This window comes from Psychrobacter sp. NPDC078631 (assembly GCF_050268165.1).
In the GTDB taxonomy this organism is placed as follows: domain Bacteria; phylum Pseudomonadota; class Gammaproteobacteria; order Pseudomonadales; family Moraxellaceae; genus Psychrobacter.
In genome coordinates this window covers 1390371-1412912 of sequence record NZ_JBNNGG010000001.1, presented here as the reverse complement: position 1 = coordinate 1412912, position 22542 = coordinate 1390371, and the positions used below count along the sequence as shown (strand labels likewise).

Sequence of the window (22542 nt, the reverse complement as noted above, 5' to 3'; positions counted from 1 at the left end):
TTTGGAATGGACATAATCTAGGCGTATTATTCACTGTGCTTACCAACAACTTAATAGAATTAAACTCTAACGAAAACTCACTCGGCATGTCAGATGTGGCCAAACAAGCCGTTATCGACTCTTTAAATATCGGTTTTCGTTATCCTGATGACCAACGTGCAGCGCTGATTACCAAAGTCGCTGAGATAAACGGTGTGACAGACAGTCAAATCTCACTGGGTAGTGGCTCTAGTGAAAACATTCGTACTGTCGTCCAAATGCTACAAAATCAAACATTAGTAGAAGGCAAAAAATTTCAAGTTATCGTGCCGCATCCAACCTTTGCCTATGCTGAGTTATACGCGACATCTATCGATGTGCCTGTGGTAAAAGTACCGCTGACGACTGAAAACTACGCTTTTGACTTGCAAAGCATGCAAAAAGTCGCTGATGACTTTGACGGTATTAGCTTGTTTTATCTGTGCAATCCAAACAACCCAACGTCGACTATTACTGACACAGTAAAACTTAGAGAATGGGTAGGAAATGCAACAAGTAACCATTACTTTTTATTAGATGAAGCTTATTCAGAGTATGTGACTGATCCAAGTTTTGAGAGTGGTGTTGCATGGATACGAGAGGAGTACTCAGAAAATATCGTTGTGGTGCGTACTTTCTCAAAACTATGTGCACTCGCTGGCATGCGTGTTGGCTATGCAGTTGCTAGCCCGCAAATGATAGCTAGATTAGAAGCATTTATCTCGATTGATAATACCAACTTGGCAGGTGCGGTAGCTGCATTAGCGACTCTCGATGATGAAGATTTTTTGGCATTGAGCTTACGTACAGCCAATCAATCGCGTCAGCTGGTCGAGCAAACATTAGATAAGCTGGGCTTACGCTATTTGCCGTCACAAGCGAGCTTTATATTCCATGAGATAAAAGGCGATGTGCAAATCTATATCGATAGAATGCGAGAACATGGCATCGCAGTTGGTCGCGAGTTTGCACCTATCACAGGATTTAATCGCTTAACACTTGGCAGACCTGATGAGATGGCGGTATTTGTAGAGGTGCTCAAATCATTTCGTGAAAAGGGCTGGGTCTAATTAGGTTAGTTAATGCAGTTGGATGATATAAAGGGAAGTTGCTGATTAGCAGCTTCCTTTTTTGTTGTGTTTATTTTTCTGGTTCTATTTTATTGGGTCTATGTCACATCCAAAATCAATCGCACATTTTTACCAACATCAAACGCAGTTTTACATATCGCACCTTAAATAATCTAACGCTATCTTATAGGATAACTGAGTAAAGCATGACCCGTTAATCACGCAGATGAATACTGGGTAACAGTCACAGTGCTCGGCATGCTCACGTATCTTATAATTATAAAGTTAGGGATGTACCTATGTTCGATATCAAATCATTTTTTAAACGAGAAGTAGAAAAAAAGCTTATCAATGTAGATGACTATATTTTTATGCCAGAACGCGTAGAGATGGAAATTGAAGGTGGTCTATTAAATTGTGTGTTGAATAGTGATGGTCGCGTAGATATTTTTTATAGTAAAGACGGTGTCACTGAGGTGGGTTCAGCTTCGCGTAAGCACCCATTTACAGCATTTGAAAAAGAGCTATATCATGGTATTTATGATGACGTGATTAATGATTTAATTAAGGAAGTAGATAAGATTATTGATAGTACCTCGAAGTATTTTCGTCGTAGCCAATCGTTGCCTTTTACTGCTTCTATAACGTCTCAACCATCTGACACAAATAAATTTTAGGCTAATTAAATGAACTAATCTATTAGCAATAAAAAGGGTGCGTTATGTATAACGCACCCTTTTTATTATTTCTTATTCTAATGAATAATTTGATTGTTCTATTGAACAAAGCTTGTATAGCAGCTCTGTAGAGATTTGGCGACGACTTGTGCGACTAACTGAGTACGGTACTGAGAGTCAATCGCGGCATTGCCCAGCTCAACAATCGTCACTTGCTGCGGTGCTTGCTCACTGACGCAGCCACAAACATTGGTTTTAACAGATTCTTGCTGTGCTTCTGTCATGGCGACGCTTGCAACACGCCACGCGTTTTGTTTCTCAATTTGGCTACGGCATTGGTTGTCGATCGCAGCTCTAAAAACATTCATGCCGATCTCGTTTGCGGTACCTATTGCTGTACCCGTACCGTTGTTTGTAGCACCTGTTGTGGTACATCCCGCCAAGGCAAAAGTCGCTAGCATCATCGTTGAAGCCAAGATTTTTTTCATAAGTTAGTCCTTTAAGGTGTCTGTCATAAATAAAGCTGTATATTATCAGTAAAACCTAGCAATGACATCATTAACCACAAGCGCATATTATTTTAGAGCTCTATAACTTATCTGTATAAACCACAAAAAAGCCAGCTAAGTGAACACTTAACTGGCTTGATATAGACTAAGCTATTCGGCTTATTTATACGTTTTTGCCGTGTTCTTTTTGCTGAATATCTTTTGCCAATTTATAGCATTCATTGATATGGTCATTGGCAATTTTCTTAAAAATCGTATAGCCCATCGTTGCAGCAACCAGTTGACCGCCAAGTGGGATAAACTTGGTCACTTGTTTGGCAGCGATACGACCACCGAAACCTTGGATGGTTTTTTTGACGATACCACGTGTTGCCATGAGTCCAGCGAAATCTACGGTACGGTCTTTTACTGCGCTCCAATGCACTTCGCGAGATTCCAAGTTAATGGCTGATTGACGGTCTTCAATGAGACCAAAACGCTCACTAATTTCTGGAATCAACTGAGTTAACATGCCTGCATCAACTGCCACATCAAAAAATGGCACTGGCACAACCGCTACACCAGCAGAAACTCTAGCGCGTCTTTTTACCATTCCTTGACATTCTTTTTTAACTTTATCAAGGTCTAGGTTAGGGTCGATAGTATTTGGAAGTTTTTCAGCAAGTGGCGTGGTTTTCATAAAGTGTCCTTATAAATAATTAAAATATAAATGATAAAAAGTTCAATGAATAACAAATCCTTCAGTTGCTTACTATTTTATGGATTTATGCGTGGCTTACAATCATTGCTTTGTAGCAAAATGAATGAAATTACTCACACTGTGCACCTTTTTTGTAAGTGAGTAAACGAAGGTGATTTACATGAGCTATAAAAATGGCAGTCTCAATTATTACTAATATATGGGCATTATTCATTAGGTTGCACAATGCCTAATGATATACAGAGGTAGTATAAATTGTCATTGTGACCCTCTGCTAAAGCCAGTAGAATACCCTCATGCTAAATTTGACCCCCCGTTATACCAGCACTCGCATCGACGAGTTGCCCGCCGCGCTGCAACCATTTGCCGCTCAATCATTCACGCTTGCCCGTCTGTATGCAGGGCGAGGTATCACTGCGCCTGATGAGCTGGAGACTAGCCTATCAGGTCTATTGCCTGCTGAGGCACTGCACGGTGTCACAGAAGCCGTGCGCTTATTGGACTTGGCGATTGATGAGCGTCAGCGTATCTTGATCGTTGGTGACTTTGACTGTGACGGTGCCACCAGTACAGCCTTAATGATGCGCGCGCTCACAAAGATGGGTGCGGTCGTTGATTTCCTAGTACCAGATCGTTTTAAGTACGGTTATGGCCTGACGCCAGAGATCGTCGAGTTAGGTATTGAGACTTTTCAACCAGATATGATAGTGACGGTTGATAATGGTATCTCAAGTCATGAAGGGGTGGCGCGTGCCCAAGCTGATGGTATTACGGTGATTATCACAGACCACCATCTCACGACCAAAGAGACGCCACCTGCCGAAGCGGTAGTCAATCCCAATCAGCTAGGTTGTGACTTTGCTAGTAAGGCATTGGTTGGAGTAGGCGTAGCATTTTATGTGCTCGGACGCTTAGCAAAGCTACGCCGCGAAGCTGGCAAGTCTACGGTACAGGTGAGCCAATATTTGGATTTGGTCGCACTTGGGACGATTGCAGACGTTGGGGTACTGGATAAAAACAACCGTATCTTGGTACATCATGGGCTATCGGCAATTCGTCAAGGCCGCTGCTGTATGGGAATATTGGCATTGCTTGAGCAAGCGGGCCGTGATCCCAAGCAGCTTCATGCACAGGATTTTGGTTTTGTATTAGGTCCACGTATCAATGCAGCTGGGCGTATGGATAATATGCGCATCGGTATCGAGTGCTTATTAACCGAAGACTGGAGTACTGCACAACGTTTGGCACAAGAGCTTGAGCAGCTGAACCGTACGCGTCGTCATGTAGAAGGCGAGATGCGTGCGCAAGCTGATAGTATCGTACAAGCACTGGCTAATGAAAATAATAGCGATGAGAGTGTGAGTGGCGATATCAATGATAATGATAATACCAGTAATGATGATACAATTACTCAAGCGCTTATTACTCAGAATGTGGCTACTCAAGCTGTCTCCACTTCTAAAGCCAGCAATTCAGGTGCGCGTAGTATTATTCTATACCAAGATGACTGGCATCAAGGAGTCATTGGCATTGTCGCTGGTCGATTGAAAGAAAGCCATTATTTGCCCAGTATCGTTTTTGCACCAGCAGACACTGAACAAACAGATGAAGATAGTGCCATTAAAGGTTCTGCACGTTCTATCTCTGGCGTACATATTCGTGATGCGATTGAACAGGTTGCTGAGCGTTATCCTGAATTAATCAGTCATTTCGGCGGGCATGCGATGGCAGCAGGTCTGACCCTAAAGCGCCGTAACTTTGAGGCATTTGTCACAGCTTTTAATGAAGTGATGGCTCAGATGGATGATGAGGTATTTGCAGAGCAAAAATTCACCGATGGACCTTTGCAAGCGAGTGACTTTAGCTTATGGTTTGCCGAGCATTTAGCCGATGCCAGTATCTGGGGTCATGGATTTGCACCGCCAATATTTGATGGTGTGTTTGAGGTACTGAGCTTCAGGATTTTAAAAGACAAACATCTTAAGTTATCGCTGCGTTATCCAGACGTTCAATATCCGATAGAGGCCATTTGCTTTAACTTCGATAATGAGGCGTGGGATTACCGTGCTAAGCAAGTCCATTTGTTATTTCAGCTAGACATCAATGAATGGAATGGCAAGCAAAGCTTACAGCTGATGGTCAAGGATTTGGCTGTGGTAGAGCAAGGCTAAAGTAGCAATGTCAAACTGATAATACTAGACGCGCTCAAATATGAGCGCGTTGGTATTTTTGAAATGAAGACACGCTCTAGTATCAGTATTTCCACTCTAGTGTGGGGAACTGCCAATCGTAACGAATAGCCAGCATACGCAAAGTAAAAATCGTACTCATCGTAGAGATGTCAGCTACCCAATCTGTCACGCCTAAGTTCTTTAGAGCAAAGTACAGAACCCCACCTGTCAACGCTGCCGTGATATAAATCTCTTGCTGTAGTACCAATGGAATCTCATTGCAAATCATATCGCGAATGATGCCACCAACCACGATGGTAATCACACCTAATAATAGCGCTACAGGCACATTGGCACCCATACTATCAGCGACTTTGATGCCGATCAGCGTAAATGCTGACAGACCAATGGTGTCAGATAGCTTAAGGAACTTATCCACTCGTCTGGAGTTTGGATGAAAAAATATCTGCATCGCTAGCGATGAAATCGTAATAAGGGTCAGATAGCTCATATCTACCATCCAAAATAACGGATGGCGATCCAGAATGACATCACGTACCGTGCCGCCGCCAATAGCAGTGACAATAGACACGAGTAGACAGCCGAAGACATCAAAGTTTTTGTGCTTGGCAAGTATCGTGCCCGAGACGCTACAGGCGATGATGCCAATCATATCGAAGAAATATATCAAAGAGCGTGGGTCAAAAGTAGTGATCAGTACGGTAGGGTCCAATACGATAGCCAACATGGGCAGTTCTCACTATTTTCAATTATTGTCAGTCAAACAAAGGCTATCTAAGTAGAGTCTTGCTCAATTAATTAATTCACGAGTCGAATAGAAGGCAGATGCCAGTCGAACCTGAGCGCGAGCATACGTACTGCAAAGATCACAAACAGCATAATAAATTCGTTAAGACTAGCGCCCACCCCAAAATACTGTAAGCATAAATACGTTACAGACCCTGCGATACTGGCAGTAATATAAATCTCACGCTGTAGCACTAACGGAATCTCATTACAGATGATATCACGTAGCAAACCACCGATAATGGCAGTCCAGACGCCCATCATAATAGCAATTAGGGGAGACATGTCTAGGGTTAAGGCTACCTTAAAACCAATGACACTAAAAGCGGCCAACCCGATGGCATCAAAGAGCTTTAACGCATTATCAATCTTATGATAAAGGTGAAAGAATATTTGTAAAATAAGAGAGGTCACCGTGATAACGATCACGTAATTAAGATCAGTCATCCAAAATAGAGGATGACGGTCGAGAGCCATATCACGTAATGTACCACCGCCGATAGCATTGACCATCGCTACCAAGATACACCCAGCGATATCAAAGCCTTTATGCTGCGCAAGTAAAGTCCCTGCAATCGCGCAGGCAACAATGCCAACCATGTCCAATAAATATAATAGAATATCAGGAAAAATCAAAGCATTACCCATGGTTATAGTGCCAAATCGAGATCATCAAAGTGATAGGTGTTTTTTAGGCGGTTATTCAATGCATGACTTTGATGAAATGGGCGTAGTGTTATGGTGCCATTTAGCCATCTTTTGCAAAGAATATCAGCCCTACAATAATCAGCCCTATACCGAACAGTCCCATCGCCGAAGGTATGGCGTTATTTAATAATACTATACCCCCAATCAAAGCAAAGATAACTTCACTGGCTTGGGTTGAGTCAACGCCTGCAACCTCGCTTGAAGTAACAGCTTGCTCGCGCGCATACAAAAATATAGTGGTCGCTGCCACGCCTGCTAATAGAGCAACGAGCAACGTATTGATTATTTGTGAGGGGTGGGGCTGGTCAGGGCGCACTATAATGCCCAAAAACAGCCAAAATGGCAAACACCCAAGAGTCATTAGCCAAACTTTGTTAAAGGCATTTTGCAGTAGCGTGGTTTCGATAGAAGGAATACGAGCAATTAGATTTTGTAGGGATGAGGTTGCCGCAGTGTTGTCACTTTGAAGTACGCTATCAATATCGGTAGCATCATATGTCGTAGCTGGCAAATCATAAGCTTCAGATATGAGCGGTTCACTCTGCTCATTAATATCAATACCAATACTAGCTTTTTGAGCGTTCAACTCTGCTGCCTTCTGTAATTCAGTATTACGCTGGCGGGCATTATGAGAAGCCTGCCAAACCAGCTGGTTACCAATTGGGTAGCTAAAAGCAGCGATAAGAGCGGGTAGCGCACCATAGAGCAGCATGTCAGACATGGGGACGGTGTCGGTTATAGAAGCAGCATGCAGACCTTCGCTGATATTAACGAACGCCACACCGATAAAGACAATGACAGCATATACGATGAACTTTTTATCAAAACGTTGACCAAATGCCAATAGCACAAGCAAACTGGTGACGACGGTAAACATAAAGGTAGCCGCTACCACCCATCCTGCAACATGATCTGCGGCATAGCAAATACCAGTATAAAACAGCCCAAATCCGATACTGCCAGTAATACACCAAAAACCCCAATGCTGAAGAAAAATCCTCATTAGCGCTTTAATACGACCAAAGCCATGTTGCATCGTAATAATGGCAGTAATAATCAACAGCATAAAGACATAGCGTAGACTCGCTGACCAAAACCAATGTCCACCTGCGCTACTCATAAGCTCATTTAAGATAAATGTCGAGCTAAAAAACGCACCTGCTAGCAAGCCCAATAAAATGAGTTTGATCATACCGCTACCTTATCCATGGCACTCAACGTGTTCACACTTTCTGTTTGTTACTTGCTGATAGTTACTTGCCTTTGGCATCTGCCCAAATGATTTTGTGCAATTGCAGCTGAAAGCGAACTGGCAAGGCATCAGCCAACATCCATTCTGCTAGCTCGCGCGCCAATACAGGTACTTCAGGGCTTAGCTGTTCATTGACATCATCTGCGACGTTAAACATTGGAGAGAACCACACTGTACCGACCAATTCGTTTAGCTTATACTCGGTCAATTTAGCTTTTGCCCAGTCGTAATCTGTACGATTCATAATGACAAACTTGATTTGGTCATGCTGAGTGAGATAGTCGAGGTTTGACCATAGATTCTTGTCGACTTCGCCTGAGCTTGGCGTTTTGAGATCCATTACCTTACTGACTGCTGCTGGCACGTTTTCTACCGTGAGCGCGCCTGCGGTTTCAAGGGATATCTCATACCCATCGCTCAGCAAACGTTTCATCAATTCAATGGCGTTTGGCTGTGCTAGCGGCTCACCGCCCGTCAGACAGATACGCTTGCACGGATAACCTTTGATGGTTTCTATGATAGTTTCTAATGATTGACGTTCGCCGCCAGTAAAAGCATATTCGGTATCACAATAGACGCAGCGCAGCGGACAGCCTGTTAGACGCACAAATATCGTCGGCAAGCCTGAGGTGATTGCCTCACCTTGTAAGGAATAAAAAATCTCAGTCAGACGTAACCCTGCTTCAGGGTCAGTGACAGGGATAGCGGCGGTGCGTAATGATGATTCACTCATAATATTTCAAATACAGTTAAAGGTCGATAAGGCAATGAAGCGCTTATCAATCGTAATAAAAAGGCAGGGGATGATACGAATGATTTTGTGTTTGTATAAAGACAAACTAAAAGAGGATTATAACGTAACGCGTTATATTAAGCTGCAAAAAAGATGCTGGAGTCATCCTCCAGCATCTTCATATAAAACAATATTATTCAATAAACAACGGTACGTGCCAAATATTTAGGCTAGGCGTAATAGCTCATTTACTGATGTTTTTGCACGAGTTTGCGCGTCAACTTTTTTCACGATGATAGCAGCGTACAAGCTGTGTGTGCCATCTTCTGACGGTAAGCTACCTGGTACGACAACAGAACCTGCTGGTACACGGCCACGATGAATCTCACCAGTCTCGCGATCATAGATGCGCGTCGATTGACCGATATAGACACCCATAGAGATGACAGCGCCTTCTTCAACGATAACGCCTTCAACGATTTCAGAACGTGCACCGATGAAGCAGTTGTCTTCGATGATAGTAGGGTTTGCTTGCAATGGCTCTAATACACCACCGATGCCAACGCCGCCTGATAAATGCACGTTTTTACCGATTTGAGCGCATGAACCAACAGTCGCCCAGGTATCAACCATCGCACCTTGATCGACATATGCACCGATGTTGACGTATGACGGCATCAATACTGCGCCTGCTGCGATGAATGAACCTCTACGCGCGACAGCTGGTGGTACAACGCGTACGCCTGCTTCTTTAAACTGCGCTTCGGTCCAGTTAGCAAATTTAGTTGGAACTTTGTCATAGAACTGTACGTGTTCGCCAGCAGCTTGGACGTAGTTGTCGTTTAGACGGAAAGACAATAATACGGCTTTTTTGGCCCACTGATTGACAACCCATTCGCCATCTTTCTTTTCTGCTACGCGCAGGCTACCGTTATCTAGTTGCTCAAGTACTTGATTGATAGCATCACGCACGTCTTGTGGCATATTGGCTGGGCTGTATTCGTTACGGTTTTCAAATGCTTGTTCGATGGTTTGTTGTAATGACATAAAGGTTCCTAAAATGAATGAAAGGGAGGGGGATCTTAATGTTATGGTTAAAGACTTATATGACCCAGCCTCAAGAAAATTCGAGGTCTGGCTTGGTCCAAAAACTTGCTTGCCGTATTGTCGCTAATTTGACCGCTTTTAGCAAACACGTTGAGGATCTTATTGTGACAATATTGAATGAGTTGTTTTCAGACATCCTCTTAAAACAACTCATTTATCATGATTTAATCGTCTGTCGTGTTGGTCTCTATCCACTCTAAAATATCTTGATAAACGGTCTGTTTATCCTTTTCGTGCAGCACTTCATGGCGCATATTAGGATACAGCTGAATATCGACATGACTGAAATTACGCTTGTCCAGACGCGTGACAACCCTACGTATACCGCGACCCATTTCACCAATCGGATCATCTTCACCGCTGATAAATAACATCGGGAAGTTTTTGGCAATAGTAGTAGCCCAGTTTTTATTCAGTCCAGTATCCATGAGCGTAAACAATGTCATAAAGCCATTATTGGTAAAGTCAAAACCAGTCTTAGGATCGGCTTCATAGGCTTCAATGTTTGCGGTATTTTCACTGAGCCACGCAAACTGTGAGGACGAACTGCGATCAGATAGTTGGCTGTTCAGGACTTTATTCATCACCTTGGCAAAAACTGTATTCGGTTGTCTTGGTGCGACTCTGGCCAGTAATTTGTTGATAGGTAATAAAACCTTAGCTAGTGGGTTGGCGTCTGCGGAACCCATTAGGATGGCGCCTGTGAAATTATGCGCATGATGCTTGAGTACATTGCGCACGATAAATGAGCCCATCGAGTGACCCATCACAAAATGCGGGACGTCTGGATGACGCTCTTTTAGGCTATCGGCCATCACAATCACGTCTTTTAGTAACGACTGTACTGGATGCTCCTCACCAAAAAATCCGAGATCGGCCTCAGTCTTGATCGTCTGTCCATGACCCAAATGATCGTAAGTCGCCACAGCGATACCATTGTCTGCCAAAAACTGTGCAAAATCGCTATAGCGACCGCTGTGCTCTGCCATGCCATGCACAATCAATAAAGTCGCGCTAATCTCGACGTCTTTGCTACTTGGTTCAAAAAAATCATGGTGCAAGTAGTGAATATTGTCAGAAGACAAAATGTGATCGTTACTGGTATCGATGTTGGTACTCATGTAATGTTCCTTGATTACTTATAATTTTCATTAACGGTTTTGACAATGTTTCTCAAATAATGAGTCAAGCAGCGCAATTTATCATGCGGCTCTTATACTGTCCTATTGTACTGGGCGATGATAAATAATTTCACCTTATTTTATGATTTTAATTCAGTTATACAAAATCTCATTCTACTAATAACGGTTAAAGCAGTAACTATCGCTGAGTCTGTATAAACCACATACGCCATTTACGCTCTTACTGTTCGCCCGCAACAGACTGGTCTTATTTATATGATACTTTTAAATGAGTTTTTAAAGTCATTTATATCAATCAACATTCCATCAAACACTAACAGCAACCAACCGCCAACCGCCTTGATAAAATCATCTATGACAAAATTTTCACCGAAAAAGACACTACTATTGGCAGGCGCAGGTCACGCTCACATTGGCATGTTACGCCGACTTAGCGCCGCGCATTTAAAGAATACCGATACGACAGATACAGACATTCACTTAATTAGCGAGCAACCGCAAACTATCTATTCTGGCATGTTACCGGGTTGGATGGCAGGGCATTATCAGCTGCATGATATCAGTATCGATATCAAATCGCTTTGTGTGCGAGCAGGCGTGCGCTTTATTCAGCAGTCGCTTGTAAAAGTAAACGCAGCGTCAAACAAGGTGGTTACGACTGGCGATGAACAAACGGATTTTGACTACGATGTCTTGTCTTTAAATACTGGCGCAGATACAGATATGCGTTGGCTACGTGACCACAATGGCTACAACGAGCATAAAAGCGATAGTGATGATAGAGATGTTGGCGCTGTTAATACCTATGCTAATACTGACGTGATTGCCATACGACCGTTATCAACATTCATCACACAATGGCAGCGGATTCTAAAAGATGCCAAGTCATCTGAAAAGTACCAATTGGCTATTATCGGGGCAGGCGCTGCGGCAATAGAATTGGTCATGGCAGCCCAAGTCGCGCTACGGAATATCAATCGTAATCATCAGGTGACATTAGTATGCGGTGAGAATCTATTGTCAGGGTTTAATTCAGGCTTTCGACAACGGGTCATTAAGCAGTTACATCGTCATGGCATTACGATAATTCGAGAACGAGCGACCGATTATCGTGATGGAAAATTATTGACCACCCATAAATCATTGTCCATCAATGCGGTCATCGCTGCGACTGGCGTCATAGGGTCGGCATGGACGGCTTCTACGGATTTGGAAATCGAAGGTGATGGGTTTGTCGCGGTAAACGATAAGCAACAGAGCGTCTCTCATCCTAACGTGTTTGCGGTTGGTGATGTGGCGACACGAATCGATAAATACGTGGCGCACTCGGGGGTTCATTCAGTGCATGGTGGGGCTGTCGAAGCCGATAATCTATTGGCCTATCTGGGTGACAACGTAATGAAGAGCTATCAGCCAAAGTCACGCACGCTATATCTGCTGTCTTGCGGTGATAAATACGCCATTGGTAGTTGGGGTAATGTAAACCTACAAGGCCGCTGGGTATGGCATCTCAAGAAGTATATCGATAAGCGTTTTATCGAAGCTGATAAGAACTAACGAAGGTTAATGCTCATTTGGAATAAACCATAAAATCCATCTGATTAGTCATCAATGCTTATTGATAATCAGGTATGATTGATTAGATAAACCGTAAAGTGAGCAATCAGGTTTTACGTTGTCAATCTTGAAAATAAACAGTAAAAGCAATGCGCTAACTTTGTTTTCTACTCTTTAATGTCACGTTGCTATCCTTTTTTAGTTGTACTGCTAACAGGATTTTAGACCACCATGAAATCAACTATCGAGCTACTTGAGCATACTGATTTTCCAGCGATAAAACGACGTCAATTGACGATATTGCAAGTCAATATGGGCTACTTATGCAATATGTCCTGTGTGCACTGTCATGTGGCTGCCAGTCCTTATCGTACCGAGATGATGTCACGTGAGTTGGTTGAGCTGATACCAGAGGTATTACAAGCACAAAACATCGATACGCTTGATTTGACGGGCGGTGCACCTGAAATGCATGAGGATTTTAAGTATTTGGTCACGGCCGCTCGGGCATTAGGTGTCAAAGTGATAGACCGCTGTAATCTGACTATCCTTATGGAAGAGGGTTATGAGGATATGGCGCAGTTTTTAGCAGATAACCAAGTGGAAGTGGTGGCATCTTTGCCTTGTTATTCCTTAGAAAACGTAGACAAACAGCGCGGCAAAGGTGCGTTTGACGACAGTATATTGGGATTACAGAAGCTCAATCAGTTGGGCTATGGCAAGCCTAATTCAAATTTAACATTAAACTTGGTCTTCAATCCGCAAGGCGCGACGCTGCCGCCCAATCAACAGCAGCTTGAAGCGGATTATAAGCGTGAGTTAAAAGCACACTTTGATATTGAGTTTAATCATCTATTTGCCCTAACCAATATGCCGATTCAGCGTTTTGGGGCGGTGCTATTGGCAAAAGACCAGTTCCACCCGTATATGGATTTGCTCAAAGCTAATTATATGGCTGCTAATCTAGCCGAGGTCATGTGCCGTTCGACCATTAGTGTCAATTGGTTGGGTGAGCTGTTTGATTGTGATTTCAATCAGCAGTTAGAGATACCTGTCCCAAATAACTCACGGCGACACCTAAGTGATTTGTTAACGCGAAACCCGTCTGGTGATGATATTGCCATTGCTGACCACTGCTATGGTTGCACAGCAGGGCAGGGCAGTAGTTGTGGCGGCGCGTTAGAAGAAGAGGCAGGAGAGAAAGTGCTAGTAGACACGCCTTAGTAATTCTAATGTAAGCACTTTTAATATAAGCACTTTTAATATAAGCACTTTAAATATAGGAGCTTTAAGCCTAAGCACTTTAAACATAGGAGCTTTAAGCCTAAGCACTTTAAACATAGGTGCTTTTAGCATACATAAAAATTTAGATAAAAAACAATCAGTGTAAACGGAGTAAGTCCTATGTCAGTATTTAACTTTTCTGCGAAGACGTTTTTCGCCCAACCAGTGATTGCCACGACTATTTTATTAGCAAGCGTGGCTGCTCATGCTGACTTCAACCATCAGAGCTGGGATAGCTTACTAAATAAGCATGTAACTATGACCAACGGTGGCAAGGCTTCAGTGGTCAATTATGCTGGCATGAAAGCAGATCAAAGTAAACTGACAAGCTATCTGGAAGCGACAAGCAAGGTATCTCAATCAGAGTTCAATCGTTGGAGTAAAAATGAGCAGTTGGCATTTTTGATCAACGTTTATAACGCTGGTACGGTTGATTTGGTATTGACGAAATATCCAAACGTCAAATCTATCAAAGATATTGGCGGACTGTTTGGGTCACCATGGAAGCAAGAGTTTGTTTCGCTACTTGGTAAGACGCGCTCACTTGATGATATCGAGCACAACCTGATTCGTGGTTCTAAACGTTACAACGATCCGCGCATTCACTTTGCGGTCAATTGTGCCAGTATCGGTTGCCCTGCATTGCAAGATGATGCCTTTACTGGCAAGCGTTTAGACAGTCAATTAGAGCAGGCAACGTCTAAATTTTTAGCAGACAGTAGCCGCAACAGTCTCAAAGGAGATACGCTAAGAGTGTCACCAATTTTTAAATGGTATAAAGAAGATTTTGCAACCAATTGGCGTGGCACAAAAGATTTAGCAGGGTTTCTAGGTCGTTATAGCTCGTCATTAGGATTGAGCAAAGCTCAGACAGCGGATCTCAAACAAGGCAAGATAAAAATCAGCTATACCGATTACAACTGGAATTTGAATAAAAAATAAGCCAGTTTTTAATCTTACTCGCTGATTAACGTGACGGTATATCTATTGAAACTTTCCATCATCATTCCATTATTAAATGAAGCGGATAACTTGCCTGAGCTTATTGCTCATATTGTCCGTCTCGCTCCGGCACCGCAGCAAGTAATATTGGTCGATGGTGGTTCAATGGATGGTTCGGTTGCTATCGCCGACAGTGTGCTCAAAAGTACAGAGATTGCTCAATCAGTTATTGATTGGCGTATTATCGAATCTACCGTAGGACGTGCACAGCAGATGAATGCGGGCGCTATGTCAGCAACAGGTGATGTACTGCTATTTTTACATGCTGATACCGAGCTGCCAGTTGACGCGATAGATAATATTCAGCAGGCAGTAGCTCAGTACGATTGGGGACGTTTTGATGTCCATTTAGATAGCCACAATCCATTGTTAAAAATCGTCGGATTAATGATAAATCAACGCTCGCGCTTAATGGGTATAGCCACTGGTGATCAAGCAATATTTATCAAAAAGTCTTTGTTCGAGCAGATTGGTGGCTATCCTGATCAGCCACTGATGGAAGATATCGAACTGTGTAAACGTCTAAAGAAAATTGCTCGACCAGCCTGTCTAAAAAGTAAAGTCATAACATCCGCGCGGCGTTGGCAGCAACATGGTACATGGCGGACTATTTTCTTGATGTGGCATTTGCGCTTTGATTATTGGCGAGGCGTATCGCCTAATGTTTTAAAGCAACGCTACTATAATTAGTGAAGCTGTTTGGTTTATAAATATGATAGACAAAAGAAGAAAGAGTTCATCCTCGTGTATTTGGCCAATTGAGAGACAGTTATAGTGACAGCTGATTTATCTGCAAGACAGCAAGATACCTGCATCATTCTGTTTGCAAAATATCCAGCGCCCAATAAGGCAAAGACCCGTTTACAGCCAGCGCTAGGGGTAGATGGCGCTGCACGTATGGCAAGGCAACTATTACTGCATAGTATTGAGCAGACTATTGATACGGGTTTTTCCGTTGAGCTATGTATGAGTCCAGCACCAACAGATCCATGCTGGCAAGCATTTGATTTGCCTGACTCATTGCGTTGGTCTACGCAGGCCGAGGGTGATTTGGGTTTGCGTATGTTGATAGCCAGTCAGCGCGCATTGCAACATTTTGACAAGGTTGTGTTAATTGGTACGGACTGTCCTAGTCTTACGACAGCACGTATTCAGACAGCGGTACAGCAGCTAAATCAACACGATTCGGTTATGATTCCAGCGACTGATGGTGGTTATGTGTTGTTAGGGTTTAAGCGAGTTGATGAAAGCCTGTTTTCGGACATTGTTTGGAGTACAGCTAGTGTTGCTGCTGTCACCAAGCAGCGCATAGCGGCATTAGGCTGGACACTTGCACTATTCGACCCTTTACATGATATTGATGAACCTAAAGATCTAAAGCATTTGCCATCAGGTTGGCCAGACTCTCAACTCAACATCAAAGTCGATAACGACTGATAGCTGATAGCGGATTATTGATAACTAGGTCAATAAACTCACTAATGTAGTTGCATATTCTAAGATGATTTACTAAGACTTTTAACTGGATGGCACATTCAATAAGGATATTGTTATGCATGACGTCGTGCAAAATTACTATGGCAAAGAGTTACAGAGTACCGATGATTTAAAGACTTCGGCTTGTTGTGATATCAGCAATATGCCTGAGTGGCTCAAGCCGTTACTCGCGAATATTCACGATGAAGTATTGAATCGCTATTATGGCTGCGGTCTGGTGTGTCCAGCACTGCTTGAAGGCTGCCGAATTTTAGATTTGGGCAGTGGCTCAGGTCGAGATGTCTATGCACTAGCACAATTGGTTGGCGAGAGTGGCCACGTAGTCGGTGTTGATATGACCGATGAGCAGCTAACTGTTGCCAAACAGCATCAAGCCTATCATGTCGATAAGTTTGGCTATAATAATGTGACATTTTTGCATGGCTATATCGAGAAACTAGATGAGTTAGATCTGGCGGCTGATAGCTTTGATATTATCGTCTCAAACTGCGTTATCAATTTATCACCAGATAAAGCCGCGGTTATGGCCAGTGTACAGCGTTTGCTGAAACCTGGTGGGGAGTTTTATTTTTCTGACGTCTATGCCGATCGCCGTATCCCGCAACACTTAATTGACGACCCAGTCTTATATGGTGAATGTTTGAGCGGCGCATTGTATTGGAAGGATTTTACCCGTTTGTCACGAGATGCAGGATTCTTAGACGTACGTTTGGTTGAAGATCGCCCACTTGAGATTACAGATCCTGCTTTGGCGACTAAAATTGGTGCTATTCAGTTTTTCTCTGCAACTTACCGCTTATTTAAAATTGACTCGCTTGAGGATGCTTGTGAAGATCACGGGCAAGCGGTGATATACAAAGGAACTATCGAGCAGTCCCCGCATCGGTTTGATTTAGATAAGCATCATGCTATCGAAGCTGGTCGGGTATTTCCAGTATGTGGCAATACGTTTCGCATGCTGCAAGAGTCTCGCTTTGCGCCGCACTTTGAGTTTATCGGTGATGACAGTCGTCACTACGGTATTTTTGCAGGTTGCGGTGAGTTAATACCATTTAATCAGGCTATGATGCTGGTATCTGGTGCAGGTGGTTGTTGCTGATATCAAAGTGATGTACTTAGCATAAATTTAAATATACATGCTAAATTATAAAAAAGGCCATTATTTTAGATAATGGCCTTTTTTGATTCGATTGAAGTCAGCTCGATTAAAATTAGACCGATTAGCAGTAGTCAGTTAAAGATGGAAGGTACGTATTAAGATTGTGCTAGCAAGGCGGCCAGTCTAATCTTGGTATGCTCGTCCATCGCATCTATAGGCGTGACCAATGCTTGTGCAAGAGCACTGTGAGCGATTGACTCAGGCAGTTCGGTAGCAATCAAAGCCACGGCTTTCTTTATCACTTTTTGAGCATTATCCGCATTTTTCATTAGGTTTTGTATCGCATAGTCGGCACTGACGGCTTCTTCCGTCGGATGCCAACAGTCGAAGTCCGTCACCAGAGCTAACGTGGCATAAGCAATACTGGCTTCACGTGCCAATTTGGCTTCTGGCATATTGGTCATGCCAATGATATCTGCCTGCATCTGACGATACCATTCTGACTCTGCCCGAGTTGAGAATTGAGGCCCTTCGATACAGACATAAGTTGCCTTAGAATGACTGCTACCTTCTATAATATCTGCTTGGTCATAAGCGCGCGTCAAGATGTCTGCTAGGGCAGGGCATAGTGGGTCTGCCATCGACACATGAGCGACGGCACCCTCACCAAAGAAAGTACTCACTCGCTGCTTAGTCATATCAATCATTTGATCTGGAATGACCATATCTAGTGGTTTAAGTGATTCTCGTAGAGAGCCTACTGCTGATACGGACACGATGTAGCGCACCCCAAGCGTTTTTAGCGCATAGATATTGGCTCGATAAGGCACTTCGGACGGGGTCAGTCTATGACCCTGACCATGCCGTGTCAAAAACGCAACGGTCACTCCATCAAGCTCACCTAAGACAATATCATCAGATGGACTACCATAAGGCGTCTGTATCGTTATACTGCGTTTGTTGGTCAGTGATGACATTTGGTAGAGGCCGCTGCCACCGATGATAGCAATATCAGCAGATAACGTTGCCAGTACTTCCGTGTGAGGTATTGTCATAAGGACTATCCGAGTAGATTAATCAAAGAAAGGCACAGACTAGTGCCATGTAATATCCTTAACCAAAAAATAGGTTAGACAAAATATAGCAGAACTTTTGCCTTTATAGTTATAAATCGAGATAGTTATAAATCGAGAGTTCTTATTAATTTGCTATATCTAAAAATTCCTAAGAAATAATGCGATATGACAATATTTTTTAGATATCGATAAAGGTTTACAATAGCAACAAATTTTGTTTTAATATTTATTAAATGAAACTTTGTTTCGCATAGCAAAACATACGTATATATTAGCTCAATTAATGAATGGCCTATATTTTCTCTAATAGCTTTAAATATAAGGTATTGAAAGAAAAAGAGAAAGTAAGCTAAGGTTTATTTATCGACAAAATTACTATATTATTACTCGTCTGTAACGTATTTATGTATAAATACGGATATTGTTAAACGTACAAAATCGACCACTTCAAGGATGAATTCAATGCTTAATTCTTTAAAATCCCCATTACTTTTGTCAGCTATGTTGAGTGCTGCGCTAGGTCTAACCGCATGCTCATCTCCAAGCTCAGAGGGCAGTGATACTGCATCTGCAGATAGCGCGGCAACAGATACTGCAGCAGATAAGCTTGATACTAAGTTTTTGACCATCGCTACTGGCGGTGCGTCTGGCCCTTACAACATCATTGGTACTTCATTGTCTGAAGTCTATGTCAAAACCTTTGGCGTAAACTCAAAAACTCAAACCACTGGCGCATCAGTCGAAAACGTCAATCTATTGACCCAAGGCAAGGTCGACATGGTCTTGGCACTAAGTGACGTAGTGACAGATGCTGTCGAAGGTAAAAACAACTTTGAGCAGCCAATCACTAACATTCAACAGATTGCTGTTTTGTACCCTAATGTCGTGCAAATCGTGACCTCGAAAAAATCTGGTATCAAAAACATTGAAGATTTACGAGGCAAGCGTATTGCGGTAGGCGATCAAGGTTCTGGTACAGAAGTCAATGCCCGTACTTTACTTGAAGGGTTTGGTATCACGTATGATGATGTCACCGTTGATTATCTAGGCTTTGCTGAAGCTGCTGATGGTATGAAAGCAGGTAAGATCGAAGCGGCATTCTTTAGTAGTGGCCTACCAAACTCATCTTTGATGGAGCTAGAGCAAGGCTTAGATTTACAGATTGTCACTATCAACCAAGACAAGCTAAAAGAAATCATTGCGACCAAGCCTTACTTCAAAACCTTTGAGATTCCTGCTGGTACTTATGGCAACGAAACAGCCGTACCAACTGCTGCAATTATGAATGCATTATTGGTTAGCTCTGACCTATCTGAAGCGGATGGTTATAAACTAACCAAAGCATTGTTCGATAATTTAGATGGTCTAAAAACAGCTCACCAAGCGGCCAATGATATCAGTCTAGAAACCGCTCGTGATGGCATGGTAGCCCCAATCCATCCTGGAGCTAAAAAGTACTATGACGAACAAGCAGCCAAGTAATTCATTATGGTTATCAACTGGCGCGGCATTTATTGCAGCGCTGGTTTTTTTTACGCTATGGTTAGGCTTTACGCTTCAGTCTGTCGTTGAAGTGCGAGTCGCAGGCGTAGATGGTGCTGATGATAAGGTTTGTTACTTCACTGAGCCTGGTTTTCAGCTACGTTGGATACATTCTGTAGAAAAACAGTGGTGGGAAGAGCAGTATCAACGCATAGACGGCAGCAGTACAGCAGGTGCTGAGCTGTTACTGACCACGACCTATTTTGAAGCGTTCGGTGCGGGGACACCCTCCACCGAAATGCTCGCTCCTATACAAAAGCCTGGCTATCTGGGTTATCAAATCAACGAAAAATTGCCTCGCCTTAATTGGGTCGTATCTAGACTGACCAAAGGTGAAATGGATTATGGTGGTCATCGTTTCTTGATTCACCAGTGGGTGCCAGACTATTCTGAAGTGGTGATCATGCCTAAGACGTATGATTTAATTGATAGATTTAAAAAGGACTTTTGTCATGAACTCCCAAGTGACGGATCAAGGTAGTGTGACTACCATGCCAGATGCGCAAGTTGATAACGATGCTGAGGCGGATGCGGTCAACCGAGCAGTATTGGAAAAATATGACCGAGAGTCAATCACGCGTCATATCACTCAAGGACCAGTGAAGTATTTTATCGCTGGCATTTGTATACTCTATTCGCTGTTTCATTTATATATCACTTTTAATCCAATGCCAGCATTGTTACAGCGCTCTGTACACGTGGGTGTTGGTTTTGCATTGATATTCCTAATTTTTCCAGCCAGCAAAAAAAGCAGTCGCAAACGAGTGGCATGGTATGACTGGATTTGGTTTGCCCTGTCTCTATCCGGTATGGGCTATCTCATTTATGAGTATCAAGACATCGTCACCTCGCGTGGCGGTATGGCCAATCAGGTCGATGTGATATTTTCCTTAATTACGGTAGTTTGCGTGTTAGAAGGCAGCCGCCGTATCACTGGGTGGATTTTGCCAATCTTGGCCGGCATATTTTTGGCCTATCCATTTGTCAGTCATCTAGACTTTATGCCTGATAGGCTTTTGACTCGCCCCTATGATATGGGTGATATCTTTGGTCAATTATTCTTAAAAACAGAAGGTCTATATTCTGTTGCGATTGGTGCATCGGTCACCTTTATCTTCTTGTTCATTCTGTTCGGTGCGTTCTTAGCACGTTCGGGAATGGGGCAGTTATTTAATGACTTGGCATTAGCCATCGCTGGTCATAAAAAGGGCGGACCTGCAAAAGTAGCAGTCATCTCTAGTGGCTTTATGGGCAGTATCAATGGCTCAGCTTTATCAAATGTGGTTAGTACGGGTGCCTTTACCATTCCGTTGATGAAAAAGGTCGGCTATCACAAAGATTTCGCAGGTGCAGTTGAAGCCAGTGCTTCGGTTGGTGGACAGATTTTGCCACCGATTATGGGTGCCAGTGCCTTTATTATGGCGGAGACAACAGGCTTACCGTATAGCACGATTGCCTTAGCAGCATTATTACCAGCGATCTTGTACTATTTAGGCGTCATTGCGCAGGTGCATTTCCGCGCTGGACGTCGCGATCTAAAAGGTATTGCTAAAGAAAATCTACCAGCGGTCAAAGAAGTATTGAAAGCCCGCGGTCACATGCTATTGCCGATTGTCTTCTTGATTTTCTTATTAATCAGAAACGTACCTGTGGGATATGCAGCAGCTTATACCATTGGTTTCACCGTTGTGATCAGTATGCTACGTGCCGAAACGCGCATGAGCTTTTCTGATATTTTGGGTGCATTAGAAGATGGTGCGCGCCAATCGCTAGCGGTAATGGCAGCGTGTGCGGTCGTCGGTATTATCATTGGGGTTGTGAGTCTGACCAGCTTTGGTACGGTGATGACATCCTCTATCGTCACGTTAGGTGCAGGATCATTGTTCTTTACGCTTATCTTAACGATGTTGGCATCAATGGTTTTGGGCATGGGACTACCCTCTATTCCTGCCTATATCATCACAGCAACGATGGCTGCGCCAGCATTGGCCGGTTTTGATATTCCAATCTTATCAGCGCACATGTTTGTTTTCTATTTTGGTATCTTTGCCAATATTACACCGCCTGTGTGTCTCGCAGCCTTTGCGGGTGCAGGGATATCCGGTGGAGATCCGATGAAGACAGGGTTCTTGTCCCTCAAACTTGCTCTCGCAGGATTCATCGTGCCGTTCATGTTTATCTATAATCCAACGATGTTGATGATAGATCCAACTGGCCTAGCAGTCACGGCAAAAGATTTCCCGCTGCCACCTATTGTAGATATCATTACAGTGGTAGTGACTTCGGTAACAGGTGTCATTGCACTGAGCTCAGCACTTGAAGGTTACTTTAGAGGTAGTATGAATACGATGACTCGTATCATCTTAGCTATTGGCGCTTTATTATTGATTTATCCTGAGATTACGACTGGTATCGCAGGTGGTATTATTGTCCTCGGTATTGCTGCATTCAATATAAAAACAGCTGGAAAGCCAACGCCAACTTTAACCGTGTAAAACGTTAGGTTTAATCATTCGTAAATCTAATAAAGCTAAAAAAAGGGTGAATAACAAATCTGTTATTCACCCTTTTTAATATTCTCTAGATGTCTT

At 43.1% G+C, this 22542-nt stretch carries 21 protein-coding genes; 12 read left to right on the top strand and 9 right to left on the bottom strand.

What is annotated here, in order from left to right:
- The first annotated feature begins 35 nt into the window (after positions 1–35).
- Both ACQKCP_RS05620 and ACQKCP_RS05615 read left to right on the top strand, forming a co-directional pair.
- Positions 36–1088 carry a pyridoxal phosphate-dependent aminotransferase gene (locus ACQKCP_RS05620; RefSeq protein WP_427611593.1) on the top strand — a complete coding sequence of 351 codons (1053 nt, stop codon included), beginning with the start codon at positions 36–38 and terminating at the stop codon, positions 1086–1088.
- A gap of 299 nt (positions 1089–1387) precedes the next feature.
- A complete protein-coding gene (locus tag ACQKCP_RS05615) occupies positions 1388–1765 on the top strand; it encodes a hypothetical protein (protein ID WP_057760896.1) in 378 nt (125 codons plus the stop codon).
- A gap of 98 nt (positions 1766–1863) precedes the next feature.
- Here ACQKCP_RS05615 and ACQKCP_RS05610 read toward each other — a convergent pair whose 3' ends face one another.
- Together ACQKCP_RS05610 and ACQKCP_RS05605 are read right to left on the bottom strand one after the other, a co-directional pair.
- Positions 1864–2253 carry a hypothetical protein gene (locus ACQKCP_RS05610; RefSeq protein WP_201567403.1) on the bottom strand — a complete coding sequence of 130 codons (390 nt, stop codon included), beginning with the start codon at positions 2251–2253 and terminating at the stop codon, positions 1864–1866.
- Between the two features lie 184 nt (positions 2254–2437).
- The gene (locus tag ACQKCP_RS05605) at positions 2438–2953 is read right to left on the bottom strand and encodes a hypothetical protein (protein ID WP_057760892.1); all 516 of its coding nucleotides are present in this window, start codon (positions 2951–2953) and stop codon (positions 2438–2440) included.
- Positions 2954–3270: 317 nt separating this feature from the next.
- Between ACQKCP_RS05605 and recJ the strand changes: the two genes are divergently transcribed.
- Positions 3271–5145: a single-stranded-DNA-specific exonuclease RecJ gene (gene recJ / locus ACQKCP_RS05600; protein ID WP_427611592.1), complete on the top strand. Its 1875-nt coding sequence runs from the start codon at positions 3271–3273 to the stop codon at positions 5143–5145.
- 82 nt (positions 5146–5227) lie between these two features.
- Here the strand turns inward: recJ and ACQKCP_RS05595 are convergent, their stop codons facing one another.
- The 6 genes from ACQKCP_RS05595 to ACQKCP_RS05570 form a co-directional block, all read right to left on the bottom strand.
- Entirely contained in the window at positions 5228–5893 is a 666-nt protein-coding gene (locus ACQKCP_RS05595) for a trimeric intracellular cation channel family protein (protein ID WP_057760888.1), read from the bottom strand.
- 71 nt (positions 5894–5964) lie between these two features.
- Entirely contained in the window at positions 5965–6600 is a 636-nt protein-coding gene (locus ACQKCP_RS05590) for a trimeric intracellular cation channel family protein (RefSeq protein WP_057760886.1), read from the bottom strand.
- Between the two features lie 100 nt (positions 6601–6700).
- On the bottom strand, positions 6701–7852 hold the full coding sequence (locus ACQKCP_RS05585; RefSeq protein ID WP_427611591.1) for a multidrug resistance efflux transporter family protein: 1152 nt from the start codon (positions 7850–7852) through the stop codon (positions 6701–6703).
- A gap of 61 nt (positions 7853–7913) precedes the next feature.
- A complete protein-coding gene (gene queE / locus ACQKCP_RS05580) occupies positions 7914–8645 on the bottom strand; it encodes a 7-carboxy-7-deazaguanine synthase QueE (protein ID WP_427611590.1) in 732 nt (243 codons plus the stop codon).
- 225 nt (positions 8646–8870) lie between these two features.
- Positions 8871–9692: a 2,3,4,5-tetrahydropyridine-2,6-dicarboxylate N-succinyltransferase gene (gene dapD, locus ACQKCP_RS05575; protein ID WP_057760881.1), complete on the bottom strand. Its 822-nt coding sequence runs from the start codon at positions 9690–9692 to the stop codon at positions 8871–8873.
- A gap of 224 nt (positions 9693–9916) precedes the next feature.
- Positions 9917–10873 (bottom strand): alpha/beta fold hydrolase, encoded by a 957-nt coding sequence (locus ACQKCP_RS05570; protein WP_427611589.1) that lies wholly within the window; start codon positions 10871–10873, stop codon positions 9917–9919.
- A gap of 375 nt (positions 10874–11248) precedes the next feature.
- Here ACQKCP_RS05570 and ACQKCP_RS05565 point away from each other — a divergent pair, with 375 nt between their 5' ends.
- The 6 genes from ACQKCP_RS05565 (at position 11249) to ACQKCP_RS05540 (ending at position 17333) form a co-directional block, all read left to right on the top strand.
- Positions 11249–12451 carry an FAD-dependent oxidoreductase gene (locus ACQKCP_RS05565; protein WP_427611588.1) on the top strand — a complete coding sequence of 401 codons (1203 nt, stop codon included), beginning with the start codon at positions 11249–11251 and terminating at the stop codon, positions 12449–12451.
- 231 nt (positions 12452–12682) lie between these two features.
- Positions 12683–13675 carry an arsenosugar biosynthesis radical SAM (seleno)protein ArsS gene (arsS, locus tag ACQKCP_RS05560; protein ID WP_427611587.1) on the top strand — a complete coding sequence of 331 codons (993 nt, stop codon included), beginning with the start codon at positions 12683–12685 and terminating at the stop codon, positions 13673–13675.
- A 180-nt stretch (positions 13676–13855) separates the two neighbouring features.
- Positions 13856–14677, top strand: coding sequence for a DUF547 domain-containing protein (locus ACQKCP_RS05555; protein ID WP_160020971.1), 822 nt, complete (start codon positions 13856–13858; stop codon positions 14675–14677).
- A gap of 45 nt (positions 14678–14722) precedes the next feature.
- Positions 14723–15427 carry a TIGR04283 family arsenosugar biosynthesis glycosyltransferase gene (locus ACQKCP_RS05550; RefSeq protein ID WP_427611586.1) on the top strand — a complete coding sequence of 235 codons (705 nt, stop codon included), beginning with the start codon at positions 14723–14725 and terminating at the stop codon, positions 15425–15427.
- Positions 15428–15511: 84 nt separating this feature from the next.
- The gene (locus ACQKCP_RS05545; protein WP_427611585.1) at positions 15512–16174 is read left to right on the top strand and encodes a TIGR04282 family arsenosugar biosynthesis glycosyltransferase; all 663 of its coding nucleotides are present in this window, start codon (positions 15512–15514) and stop codon (positions 16172–16174) included.
- A 115-nt stretch (positions 16175–16289) separates the two neighbouring features.
- A complete protein-coding gene (locus ACQKCP_RS05540; protein WP_427611584.1) occupies positions 16290–17333 on the top strand; it encodes a methyltransferase domain-containing protein in 1044 nt (347 codons plus the stop codon).
- Positions 17334–17488: 155 nt separating this feature from the next.
- Here ACQKCP_RS05540 and mtnP read toward each other — a convergent pair whose 3' ends face one another.
- A complete protein-coding gene (mtnP, locus tag ACQKCP_RS05535; RefSeq protein WP_427611583.1) occupies positions 17489–18388 on the bottom strand; it encodes an S-methyl-5'-thioadenosine phosphorylase in 900 nt (299 codons plus the stop codon).
- A gap of 483 nt (positions 18389–18871) precedes the next feature.
- On the opposite strand from mtnP, the gene ACQKCP_RS05530 reads away from it, so the two are divergent.
- From ACQKCP_RS05530 to ACQKCP_RS05520, 3 genes are read left to right on the top strand one after another with little or no spacing between them, the layout of a single operon-like run.
- On the top strand, positions 18872–19891 hold the full coding sequence (locus ACQKCP_RS05530) for a TAXI family TRAP transporter solute-binding subunit (RefSeq protein WP_057760864.1): 1020 nt from the start codon (positions 18872–18874) through the stop codon (positions 19889–19891).
- Complete coding sequence (locus ACQKCP_RS05525) at positions 19869–20432, top strand: DUF1850 domain-containing protein (RefSeq protein ID WP_427611582.1); 564 nt, start codon at positions 19869–19871, stop codon at positions 20430–20432. Before ACQKCP_RS05530 ends, ACQKCP_RS05525 begins: the two co-directional genes overlap by 23 nt.
- 10 nt (positions 20433–20442) lie before the next feature.
- Positions 20443–22446, top strand: coding sequence for a TRAP transporter permease (locus ACQKCP_RS05520; protein WP_427611676.1), 2004 nt, complete (start codon positions 20443–20445; stop codon positions 22444–22446).
- Positions 22447–22542: the final 96 nt, after the last annotated feature.